Here is a 19,746-nt window from a genome sequence, read left to right on the forward strand (position 1 = left end):
AATTCAGAAGGCATACGCAAGCGCTCCAATTCAAAAAGAAGCGTCCCGACCCGCAGCGATGCGGGAGGGACGCTTCTTTTTGGTGAAACGGATCGGGACGGCTGCCGAAGCGCATACGGTTCTCTTACGCGCCTCCGGCTCCCACGGCTCCTTCTCCGCTCACCCCTTCGTCGCTCCGTCCGCCAGGCCGGAGATGAGGAAGCGCTGCAGCAGCAGGAACACAGTCGCGATCGGGACGGCGATCAGGATCGTGCCCGCCGCGAAGATCGTGAAGTTGTTGGAGAACTTGTCGTTGATGAAGTTGTACAGCCCGAGCGCCAGCGTGTACTTCTCCGGCGAGCGCAGGATGATGCGCGGCGTCAGGAAGTCCATGAACGGCGCCATGAACGTGAACAGCGCCACGACGGCCAGGATCGGCCGGGCAAGCGGCATCAGGATGCGGAAGAACACCGTCAGATGCCCGGCCCCGTCCATCGTCGCCGACTCGTCGAGGTCGCGCGGAATCGTGTCGAGGTAGCCTTTGACCAGGAAGACGTTCATCGGCAGCCCGCCGATGGAGTAGATCAGGATCAGCCCCGCGAACGTGTCGAGCAGGTTGACGAGGTTCAGCAGCAGGTAGATCGCCACCATGCCCATGAGCACGGGGAACATCTGCAGCAGCAGGAACGTGTAGATGCCGTGCTTGCGGCCGGCGAAGCGGAAGCGCGAGAATACGAACGCCAGCATCGACACGAGCGAGACGCTGATGAGCGCGTTGAACGAGGCGACGATGAGCGTGTTTTTGTACCACAGCCCGTATTCGCTCAGCGGATCGGTGAACAGCCAGCGGTAATGGTCCAGCGTCAGGTTGTCGGGAATCAGCTTGGCGCTGAACAGCGTGCTGCCGGGGTTGAGCGAGATGCTCACCGCCCACAGCAGCGGGTACAGGATGACGGCGAACAGGACCAGGACGATCAGGTAGATGCCGGACACTTCCAGCCGGGAACGCAGCGTGCGGCCCATCAATATCCCTCCTCGCGGAACGAGCGCGTCCGCCGGAACTGGTACAGGGCGAAGGCGGCGACGACGACGCCCATGATGATGCTGATGGCCGCGGCCATCTTGTAGTTGTTGTCGGTGAACGTCAGGTTGTACACCCAGGAGATGAGGATGTCCGTCGCCCCCGCGCTCTGGCCCGGCACCGGAGGACCGCCTTTGTTGAACAGGAAGATGATGTTGAAGTTGTTGAAATTGAACGAGTACTGCATGATGAGCAGCGGCGCGGTGGCGAACAGCACATGCGGCAGCGTGATGAAGCGGAACTTCTGCCAGCGGCTGCCTCCGTCGACGTCGGCGGCCTCGTACCAGTCCTTGGAGATGCTCTGCAGCACGCCGGTGAACAGCGTGAACACATACGGGAAGCCGAGCCACACCTGGATCAGGATGATCGCGGTCCGCGCCCAGCCGGCGTCGGTCAGCCACGGGATCTGGACGCCGAAGGGCGCCAGCAGCTGCGTGTTGATCGCCCCGAACGTATCGTTGAACATTGCCGCGAACACGAGCACCGTCATGAACGACGGCACCGCCCACGGCAGGATGAGCACGGTGCGGATCGCCTTTTTGAAGCGGATGCGGCTGTCGTTCACCAGCACCGCGAGCAGCATCGCGAGCGCGATCTGGAGCGTCGTGGCGACGAGCGTCCAGAAGACCGTCCAGGAGAGGACGGACAGCAGGCTCTGCGTCCACAGCGGGTTGACGAACAGCTCCTTGAAGTTGGCCCAGCCGACCCAGTCGAGCAGCTTCGCCGGCGGCGAGTTGTACAGGCTGTAGTTCGTGAACGCCAGCGCGACCATGAACAGCAGCGGGAAAATGACGACCATCGCCAGCAGGATGAAGCTCGGCACGACGACGAAGTACGGGAAGCCTTTGTCGTAGCTGTCGTGGAACGCCTGCCGCATCGACGGGATGCGCTCGCCCTCGCGGCGGCGGACCGCGTCGCGCCAGGCGTCGCGGATGTTCAGCCCATAGGCGGCCAGCAGCGCGAGGCCGAGCAGCAGCGCGAGGATGCCCTCGGTCAGCAGCGTCCGGCTGTCGTCGACGTTCGGGTCCTCGCCGAGCGTGACGAGTCCTTGCAGCCCTTGGACCGTCCACGCCCCGAGCGACGCCGCCAGCGACAGCGCCAGCAGCAGCAGGATGCCTCCCTTGATGTAGCGCCGGTTGTACAGCTGGCCGAGGCCGGGCACGACGGACAGCCACGCCGCCCGCTTCGGCGACGGCGCCCCGCCCGGACCAGGCCCGGTTTGCAGCGCGTTTTGCATGATGACTCTCCTTCCTATCCCAGCTCTATTTCTCATGCGCGGCCGAAAAGAAAGCCTGCAGAGCGTGCCGGTCGCCCGGCGGCCCGCAGGCTCGTGCATGCTCGCTTACTTGCCGGACATCGTGATCTTGTCCTGCACCTGCTTGACGGCGTCGTCAAGCGACTGCTGCACGTCGCGGCCTTCGGAAGCGAACTTAAGCGCATTGGCCATCGGATCCCAGACGTAGTCCAGCTCCGGCACGGTCGGGAACGGCTGGCCGTACTGCACCTGCTCGGAGAAGCCGGCGACGAGCGGATCGCCCGTCAGCTTCTCGTTGTTCAGCACGCCTTTGACCGGCGGCACCTGACCCGTCTTTTCGTAATACTCCAGCGCGTTCTCCTCGTTCGTGATGAACGCGGCCAGATCGCTCGCCCACTCCGGGCTCTTGGAGAACTTGGAGAGCATCCAGCCCTTGACGCCGATGAAGGACGTCGGGTGCTTGCCGTTGTCCAGCGTCGGCAGAGGCGCCACGCCGAGGTCGTCGCCGAGCTGCTTCTTGTAGTCGGTGATCGCCCACGGTCCGTTGATGACCGCGCCGACCTGGCCTGCTCCGAACAGGCCGCCGACGACGTCGCCGTTCACGCCTTTCGGCAGGTAGCCCTTGTCGAACCAGCTCTGGATCAGCTTCACGCCGGCGACGGCGCCTTCCTTGTTCAGGCCGATGTCGGCGGTGTCGAAGCCGGTGTCGGTCTTCTTGAAGATGTAGCCGTCGTTGCCGCCCATGAACGCCCACGCATAGTAGAAGTTCAGCCCTTCCATCAGGAAGCCGTACTTCTGCTTCTTCGCGTCGGTCTGCTCGGCCGCCAGCTTCTCCAGATCGGCGACCGTCGCCGGCGGCGTCGGCACGAGCTTCTTGTTGTAGAACAGCGCGTACGTCTCCGTGACGAAAGGCAGGCCGTACAGCTGGCCGTCCTGGCTGAGCGCGGTGAGCGACTCGGGCGTATACGCGTCCAGCACCGGCTGCTCCGCCTTCACCGGCTGCACGAGCCCTTTGAGCACCAGGTTGCCGATGCCGGGCTGGAAGAACAGGTCCGGCCCTTTGCCGGCCGGTCCGTCGAGCGAGAGGATCTGCTGCTGGTCGTTCATCTTGACCGGCTTGACGCTCACCTTGATGCCCGTCTTCTCCGTGTACTTGTCGGTGATGGCCGTGATGGCGGCGACGCTCTCGGCGTTGTCGTCCGGCCAGATCGTCAGCTCGGCCGGCTTCTCCGGCATGCCGCTCGCTTCGCCGCCTGCGTTCGCGGCGGCGTCGTTGGACGGCGCGGCCGTAGGCGCCGCTTCGTTCGCGGCGCTGCCCGCATTGCCGGCGCTGCCGCTGTTGCCGTTGCTGTTGCCGTTGCTTCCGCAGGCCGCCAGGCTTGTGAGCGAGAGCGCCAGCACCAGCGCCGCCGCTGCGGTCGTTTTATTGTTCATCGTTGTATCCTCCCCTATGTGTCGCGATCCAGCTTGCATGATGTCATTGTAGATGGCGCGGGGATGCGGCCACTACCAACCTGGTGACCGGGATGAGCACGATTGTGACCAAGGGATCATAGGCGGACTTTTGAGGGCTCGATCGCTTCTTCAGAAAAGTTCCACTGCTTCCGCTGCCGCTCGCGCTTCCGCTGTCCATGCTTTCGCTGTCCATGCCTCCGCTTTCCCGCCAGCTCGCTATTCGCCGTCCGCCTGCTCCGCGCGCTTCGCCGCCGCGCACTTATCGCGGTCCGCTTCCCCGGCGCCTCGCGCTCCGCTTGTCCACTCTGCCCGCAAGACTCGTTTGCAAGCTTCGACCGGAACCAATCGGACGATCACGGCGAGGCGCCAGCCTAACGAAACTACAGGACGCTATTTGCCCTAGAAATGGGCTTTTCAAAATGTAAGGATACTCAGAAGCGCTATTGGAGGTTAACCTCCTGTTTTGCTGGCCAAGCAGGCTCAATAGCGTCTGTGAGTTTCGTTAGAATGTTCAGAGAGCCGAATATAGCGAAATAGCGTCTGTGAGTTTCGTTAGAAATGCAGGGTGGCTAGCGGCGAGGGCGTTTGCTCTTATGGCGGGGGCGTTCGTGCGGCTCGGCGCAGCTGCGGCTCGACCACTCCCCGCTTGCACGCCGCACCGTTTTGAACTAATATGAACTTATTCATACCAATACGAACTCTTAGGAGGTTCATTCATGGAAATCCGCTACGCATCCCATCCGAACGAAGTCAAGGCATTCGACACGACCCGCCTGCGCCAGGAATTCCTCATCGAAAGCCTGCTCCAGCCGGACCGGCTGACGCTGACGTACACGCATGTGGACCGCTTCATCGTCGGCGGTGCCGTGCCGCTCAGCACCGGCATCAAGCTCGACGTCGACAAGAAGACGATCGGAGCCGCCAGCTTCCTCGAGCGCCGCGAGATCGGCATCATCAACGTCGGCGGCAGCGGCACGATCGTCGTCGACGGCACGGAATACGCGATGGGGCCGAAGGACTGCCTGTACATCGGCCGCGGCGCCCTGGACGTGGAGCTGCGCAGCGACGATGCGGCGAGCCCGGCGAAGTACTATTTCAACTCCACTCCGGCCCATCAGACGTACCCGACCGTCAAAGCCGCGATCAGCGAGGCGACGCCCGCCCGTCTCGGCAGCCAGACGAACTCCAACGAGCGCACGATCTACAAGTACATCCACGTCGACGGCATCCAGAGCTGCCAGCTCGTCATGGGGATGACGCTGCTCCAGGAGGGCAGCATGTGGAACACGATGCCTTGCCACACGCACAACCGCCGCTCCGAGGTGTACTTCTACTTCGACATGCCGGATAACGGCAACGTCTTTCATCTGATGGGAGACCCGCAGGAGACGCGCCACCTCGTCGTCCGCAACGAGCAAGGCGTCATCAGCCCGAGCTGGTCGATCCACAGCGGCGTCGGCACGAGCAGCTACACGTTCATCTGGGGCATGGCCGGCGAGAACCAGGCGTTCGACGATATGGACGCCGTGGCGATGCAGGATCTGCGCTGATGCGCTAAGATAAGAGCAACCCTTGCTCGAAGCGGAAATTGCACCCGGATAGGATGAACGCGGATGAACCCATTGCGAAGACATGAAACGATTATGGAAATGCTGCTCGCGCAGCGCGAGGTGACGGTCGCCGAGCTGAGCGAGCGGCTGCAGGTGACCGGCAAGACGGTGCGCGAGGATCTCGCGAAGCTCGAGGAGCGCGGCCTGCTCGCCCGCATCCACGGCGGCGCGGTGCTCGCCCAGGACGGCCAGCTCGGCATCCTGACGGCCAAGGAGCCGCTGGAGCGCCACCATGCCGAAAAAGCCGCCATCGCCGCGCTGGCGCTCACGCTCGTCAAGCCGGGCGCCGTCATCGCCCTCGACGGCGGCAGCACGACGCTCGAGATCGCGCGGCTCCTCGACAACGAGCCGCTCACCGTCGTCACGAACGACGTCCGCATCATCGCCGAGCTCGCGCCCAAGGACCGCATCCAGCTCGTCGTGCCGGGCGGCTATCGGGTGCGCAACATGCTTGCCGGCGCCGAAGCGGCCCAGTACGTGCGGCGGCTCAACATCCAGACGGCGTTCCTGTCCGCAACCGGCGTGCATCCGGACAACGGCTTTACGATCTACACCGGCGACCTGCTGGAGCTGAAGCGGGCTTTCGTCGAGACGGCCCGCGCCGTCTATGCGGTCGCGGACCACAGCAAGTTCGGCCAGAGCGCCCTGTTCACCTTCGCCCGTCTGGACGAAGCGACGGCGATCCTGACCGATGCCGGCGCGGACGAGGAGGCCACCCGGCCGCTTCGCGCCGCCGGCATCGCCGTCTGGAACGGCGCGCGCCCTTCCTCTTGAGCGGACGACCCCATTCTCGATAAAGAAGGACGGATCCCTATGTTCAATCTGCAAGGAAAGACCGCGCTCGTGACCGGCACGTCCGGCGGGCTCGGCCAGGCGATGGCCGTCGGCCTCGCCGAAGCCGGAGCGAATGTCGTCGCCGTCAGCTCCTCCGGCAGCGCGGCCGCGATCGGCCAGATCCGCGGCCTCGGCCGCGAGGCGGAGGACCTGCAAGCCGACCTCAGCCGCCTCGACGAGCTGGGCGACGTGTTCGAGCGCGCCGCATCCCGCTTCGGCGGCATCGACATCCTCGTCAACAACGCCGGCATCATCCGCCGCACGCCGGCGGCGCAGCACAGCCGCGAGGACTGGCAGGCGGTCATCGACCTCAACCTGAACGCCGTCTTTTACCTGAGCCAGCTCGCCGGCGCGCATATGATCGAACGCGGCAGCGGCAAGATCGTCAACATCGCCTCGATGCTGTCTTTCCAAGGCGGCATCAACGTGCCGGGCTACACGGCCAGCAAGCATGCCGTCGCCGGCCTGACCAAGGCGCTCGCCAACGAGTGGGCGTCCAAGGGCATCCAGGTGAACGCCATCGCGCCGGGCTACATGGAGACGAACAACACCGCGCCGATCCTCGCCGACGAGGCGCGCTACCGCTCGATCACCGAGCGCATCCCGGCCGGACGCTGGGGCACGCCGGATGACTTGAAGGGTCCGGTCGTCTTCCTCGCCTCCTCCGCCTCCGATTACCTGAACGGCCACGTGCTCTGCGTGGACGGGGGCTGGCTGGCGCGCTGACCGGGCCGTTATGGTACCGTTTTTTCGATCATCCAGACCAAGCTTGACCTTGTCCGACAGGCTGTCCCTCGCGAAAGCGAGGGGCAGCCTGTTTTTTTGCAGCCGGCGCAGCTGAAAAACCGGTTTAACGACGGGGATCGGACGTTGAAGTGGGGAAAGAAGCGACATCGCCCTGCAAAATCGCGCCAATCTTCATCGAATCGGGGCTTTTTACGAAAGGTTCACCCTACGTTTAGCGTGAGTTTATAAAACCGGTTTAATGTGGGCTTCGAGAGACAGGAAAGCGAGGTCGAACGCATTTCGTGGCTACCATCGAGGATGTCGCAAGAGCAGCCGGCGTGTCGAAAGGCACCGTATCGAGCGTGTTCAGCAAGAAACGCCCCATCAGCAAGGAAGTGACCGAGCGGGTGCTGGAAGCCGCCCGCGGCTTGAACTACAAGCCCAACTACTGGGCGCGCAGCCTGGCGAGCCGCTCCACCCGCATCATCGGGCTCAACATCCGCGGGGAGCCTTACCGCTTCGGTCCCTTCCATCTCGCCCTCATGAACGGCGTGCTGCGCGTCTGCTATGAGCATGGCTACCGGCTGCTCGTGAACACCTTGTCCCCGGACTATCTCAGCCAGGTCGAGAACCTGGCCTCGGACCCGGTGGACGGCGAGATCATCCTCGACCCCTCCGCCAAAGGAGATGCCCGGATCGAGGACCGGCTCGCCAGCGGCACGCCGCTCGTCGTCATCGGCCGTCCCTCCGCCGAGCATGAAGCCAAGGTCAGCTATGTCGACCATGACAATGCGGGCCTCGCGGCCGGCGTCACCCGCTGCCTGCTGGAGCTCGGCCACCGGGACATCCTGTTCCTCAATGCTCCCGAGCTGCGGACCGTCGCAGAGGACCGCGCTCACGGCTACCGGGAGGCGTACCGCAAGGCGGGCTTGGAGCCTCCTCCGCAAAGGCTGCTCCACAAGCCGGAGCGCGGCCTGTCCTCCCATCAGTTCGGCTTCGACGCCGCCAGCGCCATGCTGGAGCGGCATCCCGCGATTACGGCGGTCATCGCGGACAATGAGATGATGGCGCTAGGCGTGTACAAGGCGGCGGAAAGCCTCGGCCTGTCGATCCCCGGCGAGCTGTCCGTCTTTGCCTTCAGCGACGATGCCGTCCTGTTCCCCGAGCTCTCCCCGCCGCTCGCCGGAGTCCGGCAGCATGCGGAGCAGCTCGGCATGGAGGCGGCCGCCATGCTCATCGAGCAGCTGCGCAGCGGCAATTCGGCCGCGCGCCGGACGCTGGTTCCTGCCGAGCTCGTCCCTCGGGCGTCCTGCTCGGCTCCCGCCGTTTCCCCTCAATCTGTCTAATTCTAAGGAGGCTGATCTTCATGAAAACGAAACCTTGGCTGGCTGCCGCTATGGCGGCGGCGCTGAGCGCGAGCCTGCTGTCCGGCTGCAGCGGAGCGGACAACGGAGGCAACGCGGCATCTCCCGCTCCCGGCATCTCGGCGAGCCCTGCCGCTCCGCAGAAGCTGCGCATCCTGAGCGCGAACGTCGGCGGCAAGACGCCGGAAGAAAACGAGAAGTTCGAGGCCGCTCTGAGCGAGCTCACCGGGATGGACGTGACGCTGGAGAAGCCGGCGGAGGGCTACGACCAGAAGGTGCTGACCGCGCTCGGCTCGGGCGAGAAATACGATCTGATCGAGGGCAGCAACCTGGGCGTGCTCGATACCTTCGTCGAGCAGGGAGTCGTCAGCGACCTGACCGAGTTCGTCGAGAGCTCCGCCGTGCTGTCCGATCCGAAAGTCATCCCCGCCGCGGAGTGGGAGCAGCTGAAGGACAAGGACGGACGGATCGTGGCCGTCTTCAGCAAGTTCCAGGGAGGCACGATGCCGATCGTCCGCAAGGACTGGCTGGACAAGCTGAAGCTGAGCGAGCCCCAGACGCTGGAGGACTACTACGAGGTCCTCAAGGCGTTCAAGGAGCAGGATCCGGACGGCAACGGCAAGGACGACACGTACGGACTGAGCACCTCCGGCCTCTATGACATCCAGGGCTTCATGAGCGCGGCCGGACTTAAATACCGGTATGTGATGGAGGACGGAAAACGGACGATTCCGTACGCCACCGATGCCGCGGTCCCGATGTACGAATGGTTCGCCAAGCTCTTCAAGGAAGGCATCCTCGATCCGAACTTCGTCACCAACGATACGGCCAAGATGCGCAATCTGTTCCTCACGGATCGGGTCGGCATGGTCACGTACTGGGATGCTTGGGTCGGCATGTTCAACAGCCTGCGCCAGCAGCAGGATCCCAGCACCGCCTTCACGGCGGCGGCGCTGCCGCCGGCGGCAGGCCCGGACGGCGAGCGGATCATGCGCCGGGGAGACCCGGACTATTGGTTCGTGCCGGCCAACGCCGAGCATCCCGAAGCGGCCAAGCAGTTCCTCGAGTTTTGGCAGACCGAGCCCGGCATCATGCTCGGCAGCCTCGGCATCGAAGGCGAGGATTACATCAAGGAGGGCGATAGCCTGAAGCTGACGGACATCGGCAAGGAGCACAACATGGATCACGGCGTGCCGTTCTGGTACAACGAGAACGTGAAGCCTCCGTTCGGCAAGCTGCCGGGCGTGCAGGAGGCGCAGGACCTCGTCAAGGCCCACGCCTCGCTCGAGCTGGCGCTGCCCGGTTGGAGCGACGCGGAGAAGATCGTGCAGCAGTACGCGCTCGAGGCGATGTCCGGCAAGCGGGAAGCGGCCGACGCGGTCAAGCGGATGCGCCAGGAGCTGCTCGCCAAGAAGCTGATCGACGAATAACAAGGGCGGTCGGCCCAGGAAAGGAGCAGTAGCCTTGACGACGATGAAGCGCTTCGGCGCCCTGTACGCGATGATGATTCCGGTCGTCCTCTACTTCCTTGTCTACGCCTATTATCCGCTGGCTCGCGGACTTCAGATCAGCTTCCAGGATTACCGGCTCATGGGCGCCCATCCCTACACCGGCTGGGACAACTACCGCCTCGTGCTGCAGGACGCTTCCTTCCTGGAGGCGTTCGTCAATACGCTTCTCATCGGCGGCGGCACGCTGGCGCTCGGCTTCGCGGCCCCGCTCGTGATCGCCCTGTCGCTGAACGAGGTGCTGCGCAGCTGGTTCCGCAAGACGGCCCAGATGGTCCTCTACCTGCCCCATCTCCTGTCGTGGGTCGTCATCGGGGGGATGTGGATCTTCCTGCTCTCCCCCGATACGGGGCTCGTGAACGTCGTCCTCGTCAAGCTCGGGATGAGCGGACCGATCCATTTCCTCGCCGATGCGGGCTGGTCCCGGTGGATGCTCATCCTGCTCGCGACGTGGAAGGACATGGGCTACAACTGCATCCTGTTTCTGGCCGGCATCGTGTCGATCAGCCCGTCGCTCTACGAGGCGGCGCGCATGGACGGGGCTTCCCGCTGGCAGCAGATGCGCGATGTGACGCTGCCCCAGCTGTCCGGCACGATGAAGGTCATTTTCCTGCTCAACACGCTCGGCATCCTGAGGATCTTCGATCCGGTGTTCATCCTGAGGAATCCGGCGACCGCCTCCAAGGTCGACGTGCTGATGATGTATACGTTCCAGAGAGGCATTTTGGAAATGAAGATCGGACCTGCAGCGGCAGCGAGCTTCCTCGTCGTGCTGCTGACTTTTGCGCTGACATTCGCCGTCCGGCGTCTGATCCGCTTTGACGAGGTGTAGCCCGTGGGAGATCGCTATGACCGGCTCGGATGGGCCAATCGGACCTTCGACGCCTTGAATGCGGGATTCCTCATCCTGCTCATGCTGACGATGATCATTCCTTTCCTGAACGTGCTCGCCTTGGCCTTCTCTTCCGGCATCGCCTCGATGCAGCCGGATATCGTGCTGATCCCGAAGGACTTCAGCACCGAAGGGTTCGTCACGGTCTGGAGCAGCCTGGACCTGTGGCGGCCGCTGCTCAACAGCACGATCGTCACGCTGTCCGGAACCGCGCTCCATGTGCTCTTGTCCAGCCTGGCGGGCTATGTGTTCATCCATCCGCATCTGCCGGGCCGCAAGCTCATGATCAGCTTCATCCTGCTGACGATGATGGTGCCGCAGGAGGCCGTCATGATTCCGCTCTATGTCGTGAACAAAGACCTGCATCTGATCAATACGCTGAGCGTGCTGGTGCTGTCCGGCCTCGTGTCGGGCTTCTCCATCCTGCTCATGCGGAACTTCTTCTCCGCCATCCCCTACGAGATGGCCGAGTCGGCCAAGATCGACGGCGCCGGCGAGCTGCGCGTCTTCTTCACGATGTACATGCGCCTCGCGGCGGCGGGGCTGGCGACGGTGACGCTGTATGAGTTCGTCGGTCGCTGGAACATGCTGACGCCTGCGGTCATGTATATTACCGACATGGCCAAGATCACCCTTCAGGTCGCCCTGAAGTCGATGATCGTCGATTCGGCGGCCACTTCGAGCAGCTACCTGATCACGACCAACGTGCGGATGGCCGGCATCGTCATCAGCGTCCTGCCGCTGATCGCCGTCTATCCTTTCGTGCAGAGGCATTTCATGAAAGGCATTCTCGCAGGCGCCAACAAGGAATAGGACTTCGAGCAGAAGGAGGACTGGAGATGAATGGAAACAGCTTGCCGGACGACGGGCTCCGCTATGATGCGGACCGCCTGGAGAACGGACCGGACGCGGAGCATCCGGGCGTCCAGACGCTGCGGCTCACGCGCCGGATCTCGGCGGAGGAGAGGAGGACCTATCCGGAACTCGCCTTTGACGTGGAAGAGGACCTCGAGCGCATCGAGGTCCTCTACGAATACGACCGTCAAGGCGGCGAGGCCGTCATCGACATCGGCCTGCGCTCGCCCGAGCGCATCGTCGGATGGAGCGGCGGAGCGAGAAGCCGCTTTTTTGTCGCCGCGGAGCAGGCTACGCCGGGCTACCGCAGCGGCAAGCCCGGGCGCGGGCGGTGGGCGGTCATGCTCGGAGCGTACCGGATTCCGGAGGGCGGCGTCACGGTGTCGGTCGAGGTGCGGCTCCGGCGGCCCGTCAGCCGCTGGGTCAAAGGCGACCTGCACGCGCATACGACGCACAGCGACGGCGCCTATTCGCTCGCCGAGGCCAGCTCGTCGGCGGCGAGCCGCGGGCTCGACTTTCTCGCGTTGACCGACCATAATACATCCTCGCAAAATGCGTTCGCCGATCGGGCCGACGAGCGCCTGCTGCTGCTGCCCGGCGTGGAGCTGACCAGCTATGGCGGCCACGCCAACCTGCTCGGCCATCCGGATGCTCTGGACGACTTCCGCGTCGCGTCTCCGCAAGAGGCGGAGCGGCAGCTGAGCCTGGCGAGGGAACGCGGAGCGTTCGTCTCCCTCAATCATCCGTTTTGTCCCGACTGCCCTTGGGAGTTCGGCTTCGATCTGCCGTTCGACGCCATCGAGGTCTGGAACGGTCCTTGGCGGGAGCTGAACGAACAGGCGCTGTCCTGGTGGCAGCGCCAGCTGTCTCTCGGCCGCAGGATCGTCGCCCTTGGAGGCAGCGATACGCATCGCCCGGATCGCTACGTCCGCCACGGAAGGCCGGCGGCGTCCCTCTGGACCCGCTCTCCGGGCACGGCAGGGCTGATGCAGGCGCTGCGCGCGGGAAGGGTCGTCCTCTCCCATGATCCGGAGGATACGTTCCTGACGCTGCGCTCCGGCAGCGCCGGCGTCGGCGACGAAGCTGCGCCGCATCCGGACGGCAGCCTGCCGCTGACGATCGGCATTCATGCGGCGGCGGACGACGAGATCTTCCTCTGGTCCGATCGCGGCCTGGAAGCCGCATGGAGGCTGGCCGGCAGGGCGGCCCCCTCGCCGGAAGCAGCCGCGATGGCTGCGGCATACGCGTCGCTCGCCGGTCCAGGCGGCTTGCCGGAGGGCGAAGGCTCATCCCGCGCCCAGCCGGACGTCCCGGCGACGGATGTCCGTACGGACCGGGAAGGGCGCGCCACGCTGAGCTTCGCCGGAAGCGGCGACCGCCAGTTCTATCGTCTCGAGTCCCGGCGCCGCCTGCCCGCTTCTTCCCGGACATTCGTGACCTGCCTGACGAATCCGGTCTATGTCAAGCGTTGAAAATCCCCTTCAGACAGCCGGGCCGAATCCGTCCGGTATGCGGACGGGCTGACGCCGAAGCGGCGGCGGAACAGAGCCGCGAAATGGTTGTAGCTGCGGAATCCGACCTCCGCCGCCGCCTCCGAAGGCAGACGGCCGGCATGCGCGAGGAGCAGCGCGGCCTGCTCGAGCCGCATCTCCGCGAGCGTCTCGAGGATCGTCCTGCCGGTCTGCTCCTTGAACAGATGGGACAGCCGGGAGGGCGAAAGCGCGGCGATGCGGGCCAGGTCCTCGATCCGCAGCTCCTCCTCCATGCGCGAGGCGAGCACGCGCAGGACGGCGGCGACGCGGGGATCGACGCGGTCGCCGAGCTGCGACGCCGCGAGCAGCAGCAGCGCCCCGAGATGGTTCTCGCAGCGCAGCAGCCCGTAAGCGCCGCGCTCCCGGGCATCCTGGAGCAGCAGCCGGAACGAGCGCAGCGCGCGGCGGCGGAAAGTGCCGGACAAAGGCACGTTCAGCAGCTCCTTCTCCGGCAGCAGGCCGGTGTGCGGAAGACGGGCGAAATGGCACCACATGAAATGCCATTGCTCCCCTTTTGCCGTCCCGTATTCGTGGGCGACATCCTTGCGCAGCAGGATCAGATCGCCCTCCGAGCACGAGCTCTGTTCGGCCGGGGTGCGGAAATATCCCCTTCCTCCCAGCGTGTAGGCGAGCAGCCAGCTGTCCGCGCCTTCCGGCCGGCGCACGGAATAATCGTCGCCGCGGCGGAAATGGCCGGCGACGAGGCCGGGGATGCTTTCTCTCATGACGCGCCCTCCTTTTTTCAAATGCCGCCGTGCGGCGGATGCGGATGCGGCAGCAGAATCCAGCCAGTTATAAGCAGGATCCGGACTTCCGCGCGTCCTCCTTCATCCTCTATGCTGGACTCATCCCGCTCCCACGAAAGGATGATGAAGCATGACCCAGCCCGCTTCGCCTCAAGACTCGCTGCGCTCGTTCCAGGACGAGGGCTACCTCATCGTACGAGGCTTGCTCCGCCAGGAGGAGATCGATGCCATCCGGCGCGAGTTCGACGCCATCGCCGGAACGGCTGTCCCCGGCTATTTCGAGCCGCAGTTCGGCAGCGATGCCGCCGCCGATCCCCTCAAGCGGTACCCCCGCGTCATGCATCCGCACCGGTTCAATGCGCTGTCCCGCAGCTTCATGCTGCATCCCGGCGTGATGGGCGTGCTCCGGGAGCTCCTCGGCGAGGAAGCGGTCGCGGCCCAAAGCATGTTCTACTACAAGCCGCCCGGATCGCGGGGCCAGGCGCTGCATCAGGACAACTTCTACCTCAAGGTGGAGCCCGGCACCTGCATCGCCGCCTGGACCGCCGTCGACCGCTGCGACGAGGAGAACGGCTGCATGCTGCTCGTTCCGAAAACGAACGTCAGCGATATCGTCTGCCCGGAGGAGGCGGATGTCAAGGAGTCTTTTACGACTCACTACGTCAAGCCGCCGAAGGACGAGAAGCCGGTCGCGGCCGTCATGGAGCCCGGCGACGTGCTGTTCTTCAACGGAAGCCTCATCCACGGCTCGTACCGCAACAAGTCCAAGGACCGCTTCCGGCGCGCGTTCATCTGCCACTATGCCGGCCTCTCGTCCACGTCCATCTCGCATTGGTACAATCCGCTTTACCGCGCGGACGGGACGGAGCTGCGCCTGCAGGACAATCCGGACGGTGGTCCCTGCGGCATCGAAACGCCGGCCTATCACTGACCGCCCCGCTCCTCCGCTCAGAGGCTGGAGCGGAGGAGATGACGAGGAGCCAATCGCTCTTGGGCATGCGAGCGCATTTTTCCGTCGCAGCCCTGTCAACCTGCGAGGATAAACGGTCCAAAAAGAACCTTCCGGGCGTCGTGTTCGCGACGCCCGGAAGGTTCTAGTCATAGGAATGCGGAAAATCCGCCGAAAGCTCGGCTCGAACGATCAGAAAGCCCAGTTGCCGCCGCGGAAGATCGGCTCCACCGAGCCGTCCTGCGTCACGCCGTCGATATTCATCTCGGGCGAGCCGATCATGAAGTCCTCGTGGACGAGGCTGCGGTTCGCGCCGCGGCTCGCCAGCTCCTCCGGCGACAGCTCGGTTCCGCCCTCGAGGTTGACCGGATACGCCTGGCCGAGCGCCAGATGGCAGGAGGCGTTCTCGTCGAACAGCGTATTGTAGAACGTCACGCCGGAGTTCGAGATCGGCGAGTCGTCAGGCACGAGCGCGACCTCGCCGAGGCGCACCGCATTCTCGTCCATCGACAGCAGCTTGGCCAGCGCCTCGTAGCCTTGCTCGGCGGTGAAGTCGGTCACTTTGCCGTCCTTGAACGTCAGGGAGAAGTTCTGGATGAGCTGGCCGCTGTAGTTGAGCGGCTTGGTGCTGCGGACGATGCCGTTCACCCGGTCCTTATGCGGCATGGTGAACACTTCCTCCGTCGGCATGTTCGGGTTGAACAGGACGCCGCGGCCGTTTTTCTTGCCGCCGCCCAGCCACAGATGGCCGTCCGGCAGGCCGATCGTCAGCTCGGTGCCCGGCGCCGTGAAGCGAAGCTCCGCGTAGCGCTTGGCGTTGAGGCGCTCGACCATGTCCAGCAGCGTGGCGTTGTGGCCGCGCCATGCCTCCACGGGATCCTCCAGCCCGATGCGAGTGGCGTCGACGATCCGCTCCCACAGCTTTTCGACCGCGGTCTCGGACGGCTCGTCCGGGAACACCTTGGCCGCCCATTCCGGCGTCGCCCAGGACACGAGCGTCCAGGCGTTCTCATGGTTCATGAGCGCGTTGCGGTATGGAGCCAGCGCCGTCGACGCCGCCTTGGAGCTGGCGGCGACACGCTCCGGATCGACGCCGTTCAGCAGGTCCGGATCGGGCGAATAGATCTGGATGAAGGCGGCGCCTTCGGCGACGAAGCCTTGGAACGCTTCCGCGCGCCACATCGGATACTTGGAGAAATTCTCTTCCGGCGCTTGGAGGAAACGGATGCGGGTGAGCTGCTCGTCGTTGTACTCGACGAACACGTCGCTCGCTCCGGCGCTGTAGGCGCGGGAGACGATCTGCCGCGCCAGCGGGGCGGCGGCGATCGGAGCCATCACGACGACCTTTTGGCCGGGCTGCACGTTGACGCCGACGCGGACGATCAGTTCGGCGTAGTTTTCCAGTTGCTGCTGAGTCGGAATCATGGTCAACCTCCACTAAGAAAAGGAATAGCCTGCATCTCTCCAGTATAAGGAACGCAGCGGCAAGTTCCAAGGGCAGGGTCGCGCGGCGAAGCGTTGCTCCACACATGCGCCAGCACGAGAAAAAAGGGCCGCCGTCAAGGCAGCCCTGGAACGGTTTACTCTTTACGGAAAGCCGCTTCCAGCGCTCCCGTATCTTCGAACCCTCGGAAATGCTTGATCTTGCCGTCCTCCACCTCGCATGCGGCCGCCCAAGAGCTCGCAAAAATGCGGCCGGTCGAGCGGACCCGGTGCCGGAACTCCCCCCAGGCGAAAACCGTCCCTTCATCGGCCAGCATCCGATGCAGCTTGACCTCCTGCGGCTCCAGCTCCCGCTGAAGCTTGGACAACAGCGTCCGAACCCCTTCGACTCCGCGATAAGTGCCATAAAAGGGATGCCGCTCCGACTCATGCTCGCAGGCCGCGATGAAAATCGCTTCCGGGTGGACGTACTCGAGAGCCGGTTCCACCTCCCTCATCCTTTCCATATAGCTCAGCAAGACTTGGTCCGCCTTCATGGACGTCGCTCCCCGCTCGTTCGGGTCGCTCTCAGCAGGCTCATCACGACACCGAGGTGGATGCCCTCGTGGACGAGAGCGAAGTTGAACAGCTCGGCCGCGGTGCGGAACGAGAACGGCCCCATCTCCAGCGGCGGCTTCAGCTCCGCCTCCCATTTCTCCGGCGCGATCTCCGACAATCGGCCGAGCTGGGCGGCCAGCTGCTCCAGCAGCTCCGCCTTGGTCGGGGGAGCCTCCGTCCAATCCGCAGGCTTCGTGCCCGAGTCGAACAGCGCCGCATAATGGTCGGGAATGGCCGACGGCACGCCGAAGCACAAGGCCGCATATCGATCCCTCCAATACACGATATGACCGATATTCCAGCGGATCGTGTTGGCGAAGCCTTCCGGCTGCCGATCCAGCTGCTCCTCGGCTGCCGCCTGGACCTGGCCGAGCACGACTTGACGCACCACTTGACTCGTATGGACGATGGCTTGATGCATGATTGAATTCCTCCTTGGTTTCGGATGGCTTCCTTGATTCAAGAGTACCGAAATCGCGGAGAGCCAGCCATCCCGCAATTCCGATGCCATCGATCGGTTTCGCTACTCCAAGGGCGGCGCAATGCGCGGCCGGCCGGCTTTGCGCTATAATGGAATGAACTGGACCATCCGTGCCCGACCACTTCATTCGATGAAGGAGCCATGACATGGAACTTAGGCAGCTCCACTATTTCGCGGCCATCTGCAAGGACATGCATTTTTCCAAGGCGGCGGAAGCTCTCTGCACGACCCAATCCAACCTCAGCCAGCAGATCAAGTTTCTGGAGAACGAGCTGGGAACTCCGCTGTTCGACCGCATCGGGAGGCGAATCGCGCTCACCGAGGCCGGACGGATCGTCCTGGAGCAGAGCCGGCTTATTTTCGAACGAGTCGATTATATTCAAGCGGCGATCTCGGATTTGAAGCGGATGGAGGGCGGCCAGCTCGATATCGGCATCCTTCCCGGCGACGGGGATCTTCTGTTCGACGCGTTGCTGATCGACTTCCACCGCTCCTATCCGAAGCTGTCGATTCAAGTGACGGAGACGACGGAGGTGTACGGGCAGGTGCTCGAAGGAGTCCGGGACATCGGCGTGACGACGACGCCGGCCGATCCGGATGACCGCATCGCGGTCATTCCGCTCTTTCATGAAGAATTCGTGCTGGCAGTCCGGTCCGACCATCCCGCCGCCAAGGCCAAAGCGATGTCCTTCGAGCAGCTGCAGCAGCTGAAGCTGGTCGCCTTCGGAGACGAGCACCAGATGACCAAGGTCATCCGGGAGAGCAGTCGAAAAGCCGGAATCCTCCTCGACCGCCCGATTGTCGCGCCCTCGCTGTCGACCCTTCTCGCCCTGGTCGAGCAAGGCGTCGGAGCCTGCATCCTGCCGCGGCTGCTCGTAGACAATCTCGGCCGCGATTCCATCGCTGCCGTGACCCTCTTAAACCCGACTCCGAGCCAGGACATCTGCATCCTCTACCGCAAGGACCGGTTCATGAGCCAAGCGGCGAAGCTGTTCATGGAGCTTCTGCAAGACTTTATCGACAAGGCGCAGGAGGCTAGCCGCCGTTCGTTAGGGTGAAAAGGAAAAAGCGTTCCGATCCGCGCACGCATAGGCGGATGGGAACGCTTTTTTGCTCCGGCTGGAGGCAGCGCTTGGACGCTTCGAGACCGCAGTCAGCCGAGCGGCTCCGTACGGCGCATGGCGTCCGGAGCTTCATGCAGCGGCATCGCCGCCGGCGGATTCGGCCGGCCGAGCAGCATGCGGAGGCCGAAGGCGAGCAGCAGGAACGCGGTCGCCGCGGCGGGCAGGTTGTAGCGGACGGTCTGGTACAGAGCGTAGAGCCGCGGGGCATGCTCGGCGGCGAGCGGCATGACGAACCGGTCCGCCAGGAAAAACGCGCCGACGGCGATCAGCGCCGCGCCGATCCAGCGGCTGTAGGCCGACAGCTCCGTCAGGACGGGCACGTCCGCCAGCTCGCCGCGCTGGGAGCGGCCATGCTGCTGGATCGCGTCGAAGAAGGCGTACAGCCAGACGAGCGGCAGCAGGAACAGGAACAGCGTCATCCGCAGGCTGTCCATCAAGTAGATGGACACGAGGAACAGTCCCATCAGCTGCAGGCCGCGCTTCTGCAGGCCGAGGTACAGATGGCCCGCTCCGGGCAGGAACGAGAGCGCGGCGGCGGCCATCTTGTTTTTGCGGCCGGAGGCGAAATGCCCTTCCAGCTCCTCGAACAGCGAGCGGTCGACGAGCGGCTCTCCCGCCTGCTTGCGCTGCACGAGATGCACGGCGTCGAACATCGCGTAGATCCACAGCACCGGCAGCAGCAGCAGGAAGAGCAGGAACACCGGCGTATCCATCACGATGGCGACGAAAACGACGAACACGCCGAGGCCCGCGAACGAGACGAGGAAGGCGGCGCCCCGCTGCATGAGGCCCAGGTACATATGGCCGAGCCCAGGGACAAAGGCGAGCAGGATCGCCGCCGTCTTCTCGCGCTGGCGCTCCGCCGCCATCGTCGGCACGAGAAGCGCGGAGGGGATGCCGCTGCCGTCCATCGGACCGGGCTCGAACGCATGCGACGGCGCTGCCGGCGCCGACAGCGCCGTGACGAGCAGGTCGATCATGCTGACGCCCCAGACGAGCATCGGGAACAGCGCGAACACGAGGAATTCTCCGTCCATGCTGCCGGTCGCCGCGATCAGCAGCAGCAGCGCCGACGGGCCCCAGAACAGCAGGCCGTACAGCACCATCCGCCCGAACTTGCGCAGATAGGCGTGTCCGGCTCCGGGCAGGAAGCCGAGCAGCAGCGCCAGCAGCGGATGCGCCGCAGGGGCGGGATGCATAGGGTGGTTCATGGTCGTTGTCGCTCCTTTGTCGGGAATAGATGTCGTGCTAAAAATTCATAGAGGACGCTCGGCCGGGGCGGCTAGGGCGGGTTCGGACGCGAGCTCGGCTAGGG

At 64.3% G+C, this 19,746-nt stretch carries 18 protein-coding genes; 10 read left to right on the plus strand and 8 right to left on the minus strand.

Features of this window, described 5'->3' with window-relative positions; genetic code table 11:
• Positions 1-159: 159 nt before the first annotated feature.
• From GE073_RS16420 to GE073_RS16430, 3 genes are all read right to left on the minus strand, one after another.
• Complete coding sequence (locus GE073_RS16420) at positions 160-1,002, minus strand: sugar ABC transporter permease (protein WP_153783861.1); 843 nt, start codon at positions 1,000-1,002, stop codon at positions 160-162.
• Positions 1,002-2,297 carry a carbohydrate ABC transporter permease gene (locus tag GE073_RS16425; protein ID WP_101807805.1) on the minus strand — a complete coding sequence of 432 codons (1,296 nt, stop codon included), beginning with the start codon at positions 2,295-2,297 and terminating at the stop codon, positions 1,002-1,004. Before GE073_RS16425 ends, GE073_RS16420 begins: the two co-directional genes overlap by 1 nt.
• Positions 2,298-2,402: 105 nt before the next feature.
• Entirely contained in the window at positions 2,403-3,749 is a 1,347-nt protein-coding gene (locus tag GE073_RS16430; RefSeq protein ID WP_153783862.1) for an extracellular solute-binding protein, read from the minus strand.
• A gap of 737 nt (positions 3,750-4,486) precedes the next feature.
• Here GE073_RS16430 and kduI point away from each other — a divergent pair.
• The 8 genes from kduI (at position 4,487) to GE073_RS16470 (ending at position 13,031) form a co-directional block, all read left to right on the plus strand.
• Positions 4,487-5,320 (plus strand): 5-dehydro-4-deoxy-D-glucuronate isomerase, encoded by an 834-nt coding sequence (gene kduI, locus GE073_RS16435; RefSeq protein ID WP_153783863.1) that lies wholly within the window; start codon positions 4,487-4,489, stop codon positions 5,318-5,320.
• A gap of 63 nt (positions 5,321-5,383) precedes the next feature.
• Positions 5,384-6,154, plus strand: a complete 771-nt coding sequence (locus tag GE073_RS16440) for a DeoR/GlpR family DNA-binding transcription regulator (RefSeq protein WP_153783864.1) — start codon at positions 5,384-5,386, stop codon at positions 6,152-6,154.
• Between the two features lie 39 nt (positions 6,155-6,193).
• The gene (gene kduD / locus GE073_RS16445) at positions 6,194-6,940 is read left to right on the plus strand and encodes a 2-dehydro-3-deoxy-D-gluconate 5-dehydrogenase KduD (RefSeq protein ID WP_194843382.1); all 747 of its coding nucleotides are present in this window, start codon (positions 6,194-6,196) and stop codon (positions 6,938-6,940) included.
• Between the two features lie 302 nt (positions 6,941-7,242).
• Positions 7,243-8,286, plus strand: a complete 1,044-nt coding sequence (locus GE073_RS16450) for a LacI family DNA-binding transcriptional regulator (RefSeq protein WP_153783866.1) — start codon at positions 7,243-7,245, stop codon at positions 8,284-8,286.
• Between the two features lie 20 nt (positions 8,287-8,306).
• A complete protein-coding gene (locus tag GE073_RS16455; RefSeq protein WP_153783867.1) occupies positions 8,307-9,734 on the plus strand; it encodes an extracellular solute-binding protein in 1,428 nt (475 codons plus the stop codon).
• Between the two features lie 43 nt (positions 9,735-9,777).
• Positions 9,778-10,644, plus strand: a complete 867-nt coding sequence (locus GE073_RS16460; RefSeq protein WP_228551883.1) for an ABC transporter permease subunit — start codon at positions 9,778-9,780, stop codon at positions 10,642-10,644.
• A gap of 3 nt (positions 10,645-10,647) precedes the next feature.
• Positions 10,648-11,517, plus strand: a complete 870-nt coding sequence (locus tag GE073_RS16465; protein WP_228551578.1) for a carbohydrate ABC transporter permease — start codon at positions 10,648-10,650, stop codon at positions 11,515-11,517.
• A 26-nt stretch (positions 11,518-11,543) separates the two neighbouring features.
• Positions 11,544-13,031: a CehA/McbA family metallohydrolase gene (locus GE073_RS16470; protein ID WP_153783869.1), complete on the plus strand. Its 1,488-nt coding sequence runs from the start codon at positions 11,544-11,546 to the stop codon at positions 13,029-13,031.
• On the opposite strand, the gene GE073_RS16475 is transcribed toward GE073_RS16470, so the two are convergent.
• Positions 13,016-13,816: a helix-turn-helix domain-containing protein gene (locus tag GE073_RS16475; RefSeq protein WP_052332870.1), complete on the minus strand. Its 801-nt coding sequence runs from the start codon at positions 13,814-13,816 to the stop codon at positions 13,016-13,018. The genes GE073_RS16470 and GE073_RS16475 overlap by 16 nt on opposite strands.
• 151 nt (positions 13,817-13,967) lie before the next feature.
• On the opposite strand from GE073_RS16475, the gene GE073_RS16480 reads away from it, so the two are divergent.
• Complete coding sequence (locus GE073_RS16480; protein ID WP_028597135.1) at positions 13,968-14,768, plus strand: phytanoyl-CoA dioxygenase family protein; 801 nt, start codon at positions 13,968-13,970, stop codon at positions 14,766-14,768.
• A gap of 210 nt (positions 14,769-14,978) precedes the next feature.
• On the opposite strand, the gene GE073_RS16485 is transcribed toward GE073_RS16480, so the two are convergent.
• The 3 genes from GE073_RS16485 to GE073_RS16495 all read right to left on the minus strand — a co-directional run bounded on the left by GE073_RS16485 (position 14,979) and on the right by GE073_RS16495 (position 17,247).
• The gene (locus GE073_RS16485; protein WP_153783870.1) at positions 14,979-16,211 is read right to left on the minus strand and encodes an aminopeptidase; all 1,233 of its coding nucleotides are present in this window, start codon (positions 16,209-16,211) and stop codon (positions 14,979-14,981) included.
• 155 nt (positions 16,212-16,366) lie between these two features.
• The gene (locus tag GE073_RS16490) at positions 16,367-16,765 is read right to left on the minus strand and encodes a nuclear transport factor 2 family protein (protein WP_101807815.1); all 399 of its coding nucleotides are present in this window, start codon (positions 16,763-16,765) and stop codon (positions 16,367-16,369) included.
• Positions 16,762-17,247, minus strand: coding sequence for a DinB family protein (locus GE073_RS16495; RefSeq protein WP_028597138.1), 486 nt, complete (start codon positions 17,245-17,247; stop codon positions 16,762-16,764). Before GE073_RS16495 ends, GE073_RS16490 begins: the two co-directional genes overlap by 4 nt.
• A gap of 206 nt (positions 17,248-17,453) precedes the next feature.
• On the opposite strand from GE073_RS16495, the gene GE073_RS16500 reads away from it, so the two are divergent.
• On the plus strand, positions 17,454-18,365 hold the full coding sequence (locus GE073_RS16500) for a LysR family transcriptional regulator (protein WP_028597139.1): 912 nt from the start codon (positions 17,454-17,456) through the stop codon (positions 18,363-18,365).
• A gap of 95 nt (positions 18,366-18,460) precedes the next feature.
• Here GE073_RS16500 and GE073_RS16505 read toward each other — a convergent pair whose 3' ends face one another.
• Positions 18,461-19,642: a hypothetical protein gene (locus GE073_RS16505; RefSeq protein ID WP_153783871.1), complete on the minus strand. Its 1,182-nt coding sequence runs from the start codon at positions 19,640-19,642 to the stop codon at positions 18,461-18,463.
• Positions 19,643-19,746: the final 104 nt, after the last annotated feature.

This window comes from Paenibacillus sp. B01 (assembly GCF_009649995.1).
Taxonomy (GTDB): domain Bacteria; phylum Bacillota; class Bacilli; order Paenibacillales; family Paenibacillaceae; genus Paenibacillus_O; species Paenibacillus_O pasadenensis.

Coding starts and splice junctions, on each gene's coding strand:
- GE073_RS16420 (WP_153783861.1), bottom strand. CDS start 1,002: ATGGGCCGCACGCTGCGTTCCCGGCTGGAAGTGTCCGGCATCTACCTG.
- GE073_RS16425 (WP_101807805.1), bottom strand. CDS start 2,297: ATGCAAAACGCGCTGCAAACCGGGCCTGGTCCGGGCGGGGCGCCGTCG.
- GE073_RS16430 (WP_153783862.1), bottom strand. CDS start 3,749: ATGAACAATAAAACGACCGCAGCGGCGGCGCTGGTGCTGGCGCTCTCG.
- kduI (WP_153783863.1), top strand. CDS start 4,487: ATGGAAATCCGCTACGCATCCCATCCGAACGAAGTCAAGGCATTCGAC.
- GE073_RS16440 (WP_153783864.1), top strand. CDS start 5,384: ATGAACCCATTGCGAAGACATGAAACGATTATGGAAATGCTGCTCGCG.
- kduD (WP_194843382.1), top strand. CDS start 6,194: ATGTTCAATCTGCAAGGAAAGACCGCGCTCGTGACCGGCACGTCCGGC.
- GE073_RS16455 (WP_153783867.1), top strand. CDS start 8,307: ATGAAAACGAAACCTTGGCTGGCTGCCGCTATGGCGGCGGCGCTGAGC.
- GE073_RS16460 (WP_228551883.1), top strand. CDS start 9,778: ATGAAGCGCTTCGGCGCCCTGTACGCGATGATGATTCCGGTCGTCCTC.
- GE073_RS16470 (WP_153783869.1), top strand. CDS start 11,544: ATGAATGGAAACAGCTTGCCGGACGACGGGCTCCGCTATGATGCGGAC.
- GE073_RS16475 (WP_052332870.1), bottom strand. CDS start 13,816: ATGAGAGAAAGCATCCCCGGCCTCGTCGCCGGCCATTTCCGCCGCGGC.
- GE073_RS16480 (WP_028597135.1), top strand. CDS start 13,968: ATGACCCAGCCCGCTTCGCCTCAAGACTCGCTGCGCTCGTTCCAGGAC.
- GE073_RS16485 (WP_153783870.1), bottom strand. CDS start 16,211: ATGATTCCGACTCAGCAGCAACTGGAAAACTACGCCGAACTGATCGTC.
- GE073_RS16490 (WP_101807815.1), bottom strand. CDS start 16,765: ATGAAGGCGGACCAAGTCTTGCTGAGCTATATGGAAAGGATGAGGGAG.
- GE073_RS16495 (WP_028597138.1), bottom strand. CDS start 17,247: ATGCATCAAGCCATCGTCCATACGAGTCAAGTGGTGCGTCAAGTCGTG.
- GE073_RS16500 (WP_028597139.1), top strand. CDS start 17,454: ATGGAACTTAGGCAGCTCCACTATTTCGCGGCCATCTGCAAGGACATG.
- GE073_RS16505 (WP_153783871.1), bottom strand. CDS start 19,642: ATGAACCACCCTATGCATCCCGCCCCTGCGGCGCATCCGCTGCTGGCG.